Below are 9,921 nucleotides of genomic sequence, written 5' to 3'. Positions count from 1 at the left end.
CCTGGTGTTCCGGTTGTCGCGCCAGCGGCATAGCCGGGTAGCTACGTCCGGATCGGATAACCGCTGAAAGCATCTAAGCGGGAAGTCGACCTCAAGATTAGATATCCCGGGCTTCGGCCCCTAAAGACCCCTCGAAGATTACGAGGTTGATAGGTCGGATGTGGAAGTGCAGTAATGCATGGAGCTTACCGATACTAATAGGTCGTGCGGCTTGATTACCACCAAAATATATGCGCTTTTCCTCGATCATCCTATTTGATTGTCTTAGACGAAGGGTCTATCGCCCTTCACGCACTTTTACATATGTTATCAGCTTCCCGGTGGCTATGGCGGAGGGGAAACACCTGTTCCCATTCCGAACACAGCAGTTAAGCCCTCCAGCGCTGATGGTACTGCGTGGGTGACCGCGTGGGAGAGTAGGTCGTCGCCGGGATATCATACAGACCCCGTCCTTAGCAGGGCGGGGTTTTTCATTGTACCTCGGTTCACAAAAGAAGCCGTTCAACTTGACATACCAGGACCGATTGGTAATCTAGGACGTCCCTCAGGGAACGAGCGTACGTTTATGTGCGCGCCTTCGACAAGCAAGTTCGGACCAACTTTCAGAAATGACAGTAAGCAAAGCAAAAATAGGTGGAGGATACATGGGCCGCGGTTCTATCGGTCCCGGCGATGACGTTGAGGCATGGTGCACCAGATGCAGGATGAATCTCAATCACAGAGTTATCGCTGTGGTGGGGAGCAACATACAAAGAGTGCATTGTCTGACATGTGGCGGGGACCACAAATATTATCCGCCGAAAGGCACTAAACCGGAAAAAACGGAGCGCGGCCATGTAAAGATCGCGCGAAGTGTTGACAAAGCTGCCGCATCTGTCCGTACGTCGGCCGCCAGAGCAGCCGGTGAATGGCAGACAATCATGCGAGAGATGTCTCCTGACCGTGCTCCCAGAACGTATCGCGTTACCGAATCGTTCGCTCCCGGAGAATTCATCGAACATCCGGTATTCGGGATTGGAAGAGTTGTGGATATCGTGGGTGCAGAACGGATGCAGGTCATCTTCAAGGACGGCCGCAAGGTGCTCGTGTGCAATAAGAAAAGCTCAGCCTGATTCAGATAAGTCTTACTTTGAGTCTCCTGCTCTCAGCGCGCGATTGAACGCCCAGCGTTCCAGCTTCTTGATCTCTTCTTTCATGGTGGTGGAAAGGGGAACGATGCTTTCCAAAGCGATATAGAGATCGTTTTGGTTGATGGTTCTGTTGTCGCTGAATGCCCTGAAAAGTGCCCCAACCACTCCTTGTTCGATTTCAGCTCCGTTGAAGCCTTCCGTTACTTTTACTAGAGGAGTGAAATCAAAAAGATTGAGCGGCACATTTCTTTTCGCTAGATGAATGCGGATGATCTCCATCCGCTCGTTATCTCCGGGCAATTCTACGTAAAATAACTCGTCGAATCGGCCTTTTCGCAGTATTTCAGGCGGCAATAGCTCAATATTGTTGGCGGTGGCCCCGATGAATACTGGTGACAGTTTCTCCTGCATCCACGTGAGAAAGGTAGCCAAAACGCGGGATGCAGATCCACCGAGACTCTTTTGGCTCGCATTGGCAATTCCCGCTTCGATTTCATCTATCCACAATACGCAGGGAGCTGATGCCTCAGCAGTCTTGATGACTTTTCTCAAGCATTCTTCAGGGCTACCCTGAATGCCGTCGTAAACTCTGCCCATATCCAGTCTCAGGAGCGGCAATTTCCAGAACGCGGCAATTGCCTTCACACAGAGACTCTTGCCACAACCGCTGATGCCCATCATGAGTACGCCTTTGGGAAAGTGGAGGCCATACTCTCTGGCGCGTTTGGAGAAGATGTCCTGGCGCATGATGAGCCATCGCTTCAGATTGCCGAAACCACCGAGATGGTCGAATTCCATAGGCTGGGTAAAAAGTTCCAGAAGTCCGCTTTTCCGAACGATCTGTCGCTTCTCCTCAAAGAGGAGGTCCATATCCTGTGAGTTTATGGCGCGCTTTCCGGTAAGAACCTTACGGAATGCCTGCTGGACCTGCTGGCTTGTAAGACCGGCTCCGGCTTTTACGAACAGATCCCGAATGTCGTCCGTGACTGCCTCTTTGAGATTGTCCCGGTGCTTTTCTCTTGCGATGATACCGTGCAGTATTTTCTCGATTTCTTCCGGAGCGGGAAGGGGAACATCAACCAATACAATGTCGCTCTGGATTTCTGGGGGAATGTCGAGCGCCGAGGAGATGAGAAAAACAGTCTTGTACGTGTTTTCGATTCTCTTTGCGACATCCTTCAGCTTTCTTATTACTGGTGGATTATCCTTAAGGAACACGTGGATGTCATTGAGTACCAGAAACGCTGTCTCATTGATATCCATGAACCAGTCAAGAGCGTCCATGAGCGCTGGACTGGGGAGCACGCTTTCATCATCCAGCGTAATTCCTGTGGTACAGGACCACACATACGTTCGCAAGGGAGGTTTGAACGCCGACGCGAGAGCCTTGATCTCTCCTTCGACCCGCCGATCCTCATCCGTTACGAGATAGAGAAGAGAGGTCTTGGCAACCACCATTCCTTTGAGGATTGACTTCAGACCATGGTTTTCTTTCTCAGCCATTGTTCTCCTCTGAACGTAGAATCAAATTCTTTCTAGCTTTCGATCGTGAACGCAAGCCCAAGCTCAGTCCCAGGGAATTCTCGGCCGTGGCGGTTTTTCGAGATCTTCCCACACGATGCCGAATTTCTCCTTAAACAACGGTCCGAGACGATGGAACAGCTTCTGCCAATGGGATCTGCCCTGTTCGAGTTCATGCAGAATCTCGGCCGTGAGCTCACGGAGAGAACCCATTTCCTCCTTGGGAAGAAATGATACCGCGCCGAGTTTCAAGGAGCGATTCAGGCTGCGAATATCCGTTGCCCGTGCGGTAAGCATTGCTGCAGACAATCCGCGTTCCGAGCACAACTCGAGTAATTGAAATCCGTTCACTCCCATGATGTCAAGTATGACCAGATCGTAAGATTCTTTCTCGATCAGCTTTCTTGCGCTTTCAAAGTCCAAGGCTGTGGTTAAATTGCTGTCGAAGAGTGCTTCTTCGATAACTTCCAATACGTCAGGTTCGTCATCGACGGCAAGAATATTCTTACCTTCGAGTATCTTCGTGTCTTCCATCTACTGTCTCCATATTCCGAGTGCCATATCAACGCACAAAAGAGAAGTGAAAAAACTATCATACTCTGTTTTCAGTCTGCAATATCGGCCGTGTTCAAAGAAGATTCCCCTGGGGGCGTCAGTTTGCTCTCTGACGAAATTCTTGAATACCGCGGAACTGACATATCATCCCTAAGAGCGGTTCAGTCCTGTCTCTGCCAATCACTCTCCTGTTGCCTAGTTTGCGGTAACAGTCCGTTCTTTCCTGACCGATATCATCTGATAGACGAAAATGATAAGCAATAGACCGAAACCAACGAGATCCGTTATCCATCCCGGTTTGATCAGGGCTAAAGCCGCCACAAGGAGCACAACTCTTTGGATGCCCTCCACCCGTGTCAACATCCATCCCTGAATAGCCGAGGCCAAAGCGGTGGTACCCAGTAGACCCGTCACTACAGCAGTTGCGATGTCGAAAGTTGAACCTATTAACACCATTGCGGGACCGTAAATGAACATAAAGGGGATGATGAATCCGGCAATGGCAAAGCGCATAGCCTGCCAGCCCACGTCCCACGGGCGTGCATTGGCAATCGCGGCTGCCGCGAAGGCTGCGAGAGCCACAGGAGGCGTCAAAGCCGAGAGGCAAGCAAAGTAGAAGATGAACAAATGCGCTGCAATGGGAGTAATGCCAAAGTCTTTAGTCAGGGCCGGTGCCAGAACCGATGCCGCAATCGCATATGCTGCAGTGGTTGGCATTCCCATGCCCAGTATCGCCGCAACGAGCGCAGTAAAGAGCAATGCGATCAGCAAACTCCCTTGGGAATAGCTGAAAATAATCATCGCAAATTTCTGACCCAATCCGGTTTGCGTCAAAACACCGACAATAATACCGGCGGCGGCGCAAGTGGCAATGATTTCTATGGCTCCCCTAGCGCCATCGGAGAGGGTCTTGATAATGGAAGCAAATCCCATGCGAGTCTCTTTACGAACCCAACTCGCGACGATCAGGGTAATAATGCCAAGCAAAGCAGCACGATAGGGCGACCAGCCGAATCCCATGAGGCTAACCAAAAGCACAATTAGAGGAATGAGTAAATAGCCCTTGTCCATCATGATCTGGCGAAATACAGGCATTTCATCCCGGTTCATGCCTCGCAATCCGGCTCGCGCGGCATAAAAGTCTATCATCCAATAGGCAGATGTGTAGTACAGCATTGCAGGAATCAGGGCGGCCAAGCAGATTTCCGAATAGGGCATGTGAAGGATTTCCGCCATAAGGAAAGCGCCGGCTCCCATGACTGGTGGAACGATCTGGCCACCACTGGAGTTCATTGCTTCGATAGCTCCGGCAACGGTACCCCGAAATCCGGAAGCTTTCATGAGAGGAATATTGAAGACACCGTCGACCACAACATTCGCCACTGATGACCCGGAGGCTGTTCCGATCAAGGCGCTGGAGACAATAGATACTTTTGCGGGACCTCCTCGCGCACGCCCGGCTATACATCTGGCAAAATCCACAAAGAATCTTCCGGCTCCGGATGCGTCTACAAAAGCTCCAAAAAGAACGAAGAGAAATATGTAATGTGCAGAAGCCTGAATGGGCAAACTGAGAATGCCGTCCAGACTGAACAGATACGTCATCTCGCGGTCCCAGTCATAACCTTTATGGTAGAACAGGCCGGGCAAGTAGTTGCCAAAGTGGCCGTAAAGAATGAAAAGGATAGTCAGTATGGCGAGCGGCAACCCGGCAGTTCTTCTGGCCATTTCCCATACGGCAATGACGAACAGAACAGAGAAGAAGAAGTCCCATTCCGTCGGAACGACCCCGACGCGGTAAATCCATTCGTCAAAGACGCTGAAAATGTAAACCGCGGGAGCAATAAGCATCAGCATACAAATGTAATCAACCAGGTGCGGTTGATCTTTGCCCCATCCGCGAACTGCCGGAACAACCGAAAAAAGAAGAATTCCACCCAGAACAACGTGAAGTGTCCTAAAATACCAAGGATCAATTGGATGAATCGTCAGGACATAGATGTGAAAAAGGCTTGTGAATAGTCCGATAATGGCCACTGCAATGGCGAAAGGTCTTTTCAGCGGTCGTCCGCCGGACACTTCCAAGTCCTGGATGCGCATCTCCTCTAGCTTCTTCTCGACGTCTTTGATGTCGACCGGGGCAAACTGCTCAGCCATGTACAAATCCCTTCTCTGTTCTCGTATCCCACGTCCTTTTGGAGGCGCATCGGACGTTGTTGAAACGAAAACGTGCCCAGGCCGGCGAAGTGCGGTCCGTTACCAAGCTCGGTCCTTTCACCGCTGGGCACGTGTCGATCGGCGAAAAATGTTAGCGAAATCCGAGTTGCTTCGCTTTACGGTGAAACCAGTGTCGAACAATGAAACGCCGACTCAATCCCTATTCCTTATTTGGGAAGCAGGTTTTCGGGTATTTTGATACCTTTCTCCTGGTAATACCTCACAGCTCCGGGGTGAAGAGGAACGGGGCTATAAATGACGTTTTCCGGCTTCACTTCCGTTGCAGATTTATGGGCTGCGACCAGTATATCTACATTCTCAAAGGTTTTCTTGACTACCTCATAGACAAAATCATCGGGAGCATCTTTGTGAACAACCATAAAATTCCACAGGGTTAACGTGTCAATATCATGGTCCTTATTACTCTTGTAAGTGCCTTTCGGCATAGCTCCTATGGCAAAATAGGGATGTTTGGCAATGAACTTGTCGGCGACATCTTTAGGGACACCATAAACGTTTGCTTCATGCAGAGTTTCAACTTCAGTGATAGTTGCCCAGGGAAGACCGACGGATTGACCGTTGGAGTCGAGCATTCCGTCCTTGAGCTGTGCATTGAGATCCGCGGAGCTTGCATTGACGATGCGTTTCGCCTTCACTCCGGCCGTTTCAAGAATTTTCGGCCAGTATGTTGCAGGGGTTCCTCCTACGGGACCGACACCGACACTCTTGCCGTTCAGATCCATGATACTCTTGATACCGGTATTAGCGAGCGAATACATCTGGAAGTAGGTGGTATACATGGGAAAAATAGCGCGCTGATTCTGATATTTCTTACCTTTGGCCCATCCTTCACCACTCCATCCTTCTGCAGCGGGACCATTGGTGACCATTCCGAAGTCGAGCTTCTTACCTTCAATCAATTGCACATTGTGCACCGGTCCGCCGGTTGATTCCACATTGCCGGGAATTCCCATTTTGTCATTGAGCAGTTTTGTGAATCCTCCGGCCCAGATGAAGTACGTGCCTCCAACGGGTGCCGCTCCAACGGTCACGGATTTCGGCCAGTCTGCCTTAGATTGAGCAAATCCCACGGAACAAACGAGCACCACGGAAAGCACGGCCAAAGTAAATCCCAGGAATCCTTTTCTCATGAAAACCTCCTCTGACTGTTGTGATCCTGATTGCCTCCCCCGCATTATCCGAAAAACATAGCTGTTCTAGTGAGGCCCTTTGTTGCAAGAGCCGCCAAGCAGTTCCTGACTCCCGGCATCGCTCGCGGCTTTTGGCGTCAATTTACCAGAATTCTTCTCGCAAGAGAAAAGAATTCCTTATCTTTTCAAAGACGAATTACCAATAAGGTAGCTCCGACAGACAATCTCAGCGTAACTGTAAATGATCTGTAAGGACGATAAGGCTTGAAGCTAACTCGACAATTCGGCTCAAGAATGCTGTTCGGAATCCGCTCCGAGTTAGATTTTCCGGCTCTTGTCATAGAGCTTATGAGCACTCCGGCTTGCCGTACACGAATATCGAATGTATAACTCATTTTGCCGGATCGGCCGGAGGTTAATTATGCGAAAGAGCGCGTTGGCGGTCATTCTCCTGGGAGCGGTGAGTTTGTTTCCGAACCTGGCTTTGTGTCTGCCTCCCATGGAATTGGAAGAACGTCTGTCCAGTGCAACACAAGTCCTCAAAGAGACCGTAACTGCTCCTGATGCAGGCATTCCTGTTGACTTACTGAAACGAAGCCGTGGCATAATCGTGTTCCCTTCGCTCATTAAAGCCGGCCTGGGAATTGGCGGGCATTACGGAAGAGGGGTAGTTCTCCGGAAAGATCCAAGTACAGGAAAATGGGGACCTCCTGCATTCATCAGGTTGATCGGAGGAAGCTTCGGCTGGCAGATCGGAGTGCAATCGACGGATTTGATCCTGCTCATCATGAATGATATCAGTCTCAAAAGTCTCTTCAAGGATAAGATCACCATAGGAGCAGACGCTTCCATTGCGGCAGGACCGGTTGGCAGAGATGCGTCAGCCGGTACCGACGTGGACTTTTCTGCCGGGATACTGTCCTATTCGAGGGCAAAAGGCCTTTTCGCCGGAGTATCCATCAAGGGGAGCGTGATAGAGTCGGATTGGGAATCCAATGAAGCGTATTATGGATCGGATGTTTCTGTAATAGATATTTTCTTCAGAGGCAAGGGCACGGTTTCTCCTGCTGCGTCGGAGCTCATCCGTTTCTTGAACAAGAACGCTTCATAGCGAGGCTATTATGCAACCTCAGACAACACGACAATTACAGTTGAACGGCTATTTCCCGGGAGCAATCGGCAAAATTACCGAGCTTCACGCGGTGTATTACCACGAACACTGGGGATTCGATATTACCTTCGAGACCCAGGTGGGACGCGAGCTTTCGCTATTCTTGACCGATTTTGTTCCTGACAGAGACGGATTCTGGACCGCTTTTTGCCAAGGAAGTTTCGCCGGTTCCATTGCAATTGACGGTTCTCTTGGCAGCACGGAAGGGGCTCGTTTGCGATGGTTCATCATCGAACCCGAATTCCAGGGGAGAGGGATCGGTCGGGAACTCATAGGTGCTGCAATCCAATTCTGCAGAAACGCTGGATACGAGAAGGTATTTCTATGGACGTTCCGAGGACTCGAGGCAGCTCGAAAGCTTTACGAAGAAGCCGGATTTCGATTGACGGAAGAATCCGAAGTGGACCAGTGGGGATCGCACATTACCGAACAGAAGTTCGAGCTGAATTTTCGAGATAAGCTGTAATGAGGCTCCTCAAGTATGGGCAATTAGTTCTCATCAGGTTTCGGCACAGTGAGACATCTTCCTTTTTCGGAGATTTTGTCTCTGCGTGCACCGGTATGCCCCAAAGGATATAAACCAGCTTGCATAGCACAATATTCACACATACGCTTACCTTCCCAGGTGTAGACTTCGTTTTCGGAAATCTTTTTGCAGCAACTGCTGCATGACGCAAAATCCAATGCTAATTACCCCCAATCTTTCGCTATTATTCTTTATGCTCTGCTCGATCTCAATGAACCAGGCGTCTTGTCTCCAGTTTCAGACGCACCGAGGTCAAGATCATGCTTCCGAATCTTGCTGTATAAAGTGCTGCGACTGATTCCCATAATCTTGGCGGCCTTGTACTTGTTCCAATTGCACTTTTCGAGAATCGATTTGATATAGTCGCGTTCTACGCTATCCAGATCCGCCTGAACATGGGCAGGGATTGCCGGGTTGTCCTGTCCGCGTAATTCGGCAGGGAGATCTCCGGGAACGATGATATCGGTCTTGGCAAGGACCATTGATCTTTCGACCACATTTTCCAGCTCACGCACGTTTCCCGGCCAGTTGTGGCGAAACACTATGTCCATCGCTTCCTGAGAAAAGCTCCTGACGTTTTTTCCCAGCCGGACGTTGTAGCGATCCAGGAAGTTTGTAACCAGTTGCGGAATATCTTCTTTCCTCTCCCTGAGGGGCGGCACTCCTATGGAAATCACATTGAGCCGCCAGTACAGGTCCTCACGGAAGATGCCTTCCGTCATTGCCTGTTTAAGATTCCGGTTTGTGGCTGCGATGATTCTTGCATTCGTAGAGAGGGTTTCCTCCCCACCAACACGCTCGAACTGACGCTCCTGAATCACGCGAAGAAGAATTACCTGTGTGGGAAGACTCACTTCTCCAATTTCGTCCAGGAAAATGGTACCTCCGTCCGCTTGCTCGAAGCGCCCCTGTTTTCGACGAATAGCGCCGGTGAATGAACCCTTCTCGTGCCCGAAAAGTTCTGAATGAAGCAATGTTTCAGGATATGCAGCGCAGTTTATTACGATAAAGGGCCCTTTTTTTCGGAGACTTTCTTCGTGAATCGCACGAGCGATAACTTCCTTACCTGTTCCTGATTCACCTTGAATGAGTACATGAGAATCGCTGGTGGAAATATCCTGAATGAGCTCGGCTATGCTTTTCATGCGCGGCGAATGCCCCAGCAGATGGCTGAGACGCTGGTTCGCGTCCATTGTCTCGGAGAGACGACGATTCGTTTGCCGCTCGTCCCGCAGACTGCAATAGAGCCGCCGTATGCGGAGCATGGCATTCACCCGGGCAATAAGCTCATCGGGTTCGTACGGCTTAATGAGGTAATCGTCACCACCACTGTTTAACCCCTGAATCTTGTAATCCAGGGTATCGTGAACCGTGAAGATGATCACCGGTATGTACTGATATTCAGGGTGTGCTTTGAGTTTCGTTACGGTTTCAAGTCCATCCATTCCAGGAAGGTTTACATCCAGGAGTATCATGTCAGGGCAGTTATCCCCGGAGCGGTCGAGGAACTCTATCCCCTCCTCTGCCGATCCGACGAGATACGCCTCAAAACCGGCGGAAACGAGCAGTTGTTGCGTAAACGGCCCGTTGAAGGGATCGTCTTCAATGACAAGCACGTGGCCTGTGCCGGAAGGCTGAATCATGAAAAGC

8 protein-coding genes and 2 rRNA genes (1 of these 10 only partly in view) are annotated in these 9,921 nt (G+C 50.3%); 5 read left to right on the top strand and 5 right to left on the bottom strand.

Translation table 11 applies throughout. From position 1 onward, the window contains the following. The 3 genes from DESTI_RS13825 to DESTI_RS13815 form a co-directional block, all read left to right on the top strand. Positions 1–219, top strand: a 23S ribosomal RNA gene (locus DESTI_RS13825) (it extends 2,779 nt beyond the left edge of the window). 97 nt (positions 220–316) lie between these two features. Continuing rightward, positions 317–433 (top strand): 5S ribosomal RNA (gene rrf / locus DESTI_RS13820). 211 nt (positions 434–644) lie between these two features. Beyond that, positions 645–1,112, top strand: a complete 468-nt coding sequence (locus DESTI_RS13815; RefSeq protein WP_014810592.1) for a hypothetical protein — start codon at positions 645–647, stop codon at positions 1,110–1,112. A gap of 12 nt (positions 1,113–1,124) precedes the next feature. Here DESTI_RS13815 and DESTI_RS13810 read toward each other — a convergent pair whose 3' ends face one another. The 4 genes from DESTI_RS13810 to DESTI_RS13795 all read right to left on the bottom strand — a co-directional run bounded on the left by DESTI_RS13810 (position 1,125) and on the right by DESTI_RS13795 (position 6,574). After that, positions 1,125–2,633, bottom strand: coding sequence for an AAA family ATPase (locus DESTI_RS13810; protein ID WP_014810591.1), 1,509 nt, complete (start codon positions 2,631–2,633; stop codon positions 1,125–1,127). 63 nt (positions 2,634–2,696) lie between these two features. Further along, positions 2,697–3,185, bottom strand: coding sequence for a response regulator (locus tag DESTI_RS13805; protein ID WP_014810590.1), 489 nt, complete (start codon positions 3,183–3,185; stop codon positions 2,697–2,699). A gap of 216 nt (positions 3,186–3,401) precedes the next feature. Next, positions 3,402–5,363: a TRAP transporter permease gene (locus DESTI_RS13800; RefSeq protein ID WP_014810589.1), complete on the bottom strand. Its 1,962-nt coding sequence runs from the start codon at positions 5,361–5,363 to the stop codon at positions 3,402–3,404. 227 nt (positions 5,364–5,590) lie between these two features. Next, a complete protein-coding gene (locus DESTI_RS13795) occupies positions 5,591–6,574 on the bottom strand; it encodes a TAXI family TRAP transporter solute-binding subunit (RefSeq protein ID WP_014810588.1) in 984 nt (327 codons plus the stop codon). A 421-nt stretch (positions 6,575–6,995) separates the two neighbouring features. On the opposite strand from DESTI_RS13795, the gene DESTI_RS13785 reads away from it, so the two are divergent. After that, the gene (locus DESTI_RS13785; RefSeq protein ID WP_014810587.1) at positions 6,996–7,685 is read left to right on the top strand and encodes a lipid-binding SYLF domain-containing protein; all 690 of its coding nucleotides are present in this window, start codon (positions 6,996–6,998) and stop codon (positions 7,683–7,685) included. A 10-nt stretch (positions 7,686–7,695) separates the two neighbouring features. Beyond that, positions 7,696–8,211, top strand: coding sequence for a GNAT family N-acetyltransferase (locus tag DESTI_RS13780; RefSeq protein WP_014810586.1), 516 nt, complete (start codon positions 7,696–7,698; stop codon positions 8,209–8,211). 251 nt (positions 8,212–8,462) lie between these two features. Here the strand turns inward: DESTI_RS13780 and DESTI_RS13775 are convergent, their stop codons facing one another. Further along, entirely contained in the window at positions 8,463–9,914 is a 1,452-nt protein-coding gene (locus tag DESTI_RS13775; RefSeq protein ID WP_014810585.1) for a sigma-54-dependent transcriptional regulator, read from the bottom strand. Positions 9,915–9,921: the final 7 nt, after the last annotated feature.

The sequence above is a fragment of the Desulfomonile tiedjei DSM 6799 genome, from assembly GCF_000266945.1.
In the GTDB taxonomy this organism is placed as follows: domain Bacteria; phylum Desulfobacterota; class Desulfomonilia; order Desulfomonilales; family Desulfomonilaceae; genus Desulfomonile; species Desulfomonile tiedjei.
Note: the sequence above shows the minus strand (reverse complement) of the source record. Positions and strands in the feature narration are given on the sequence as shown.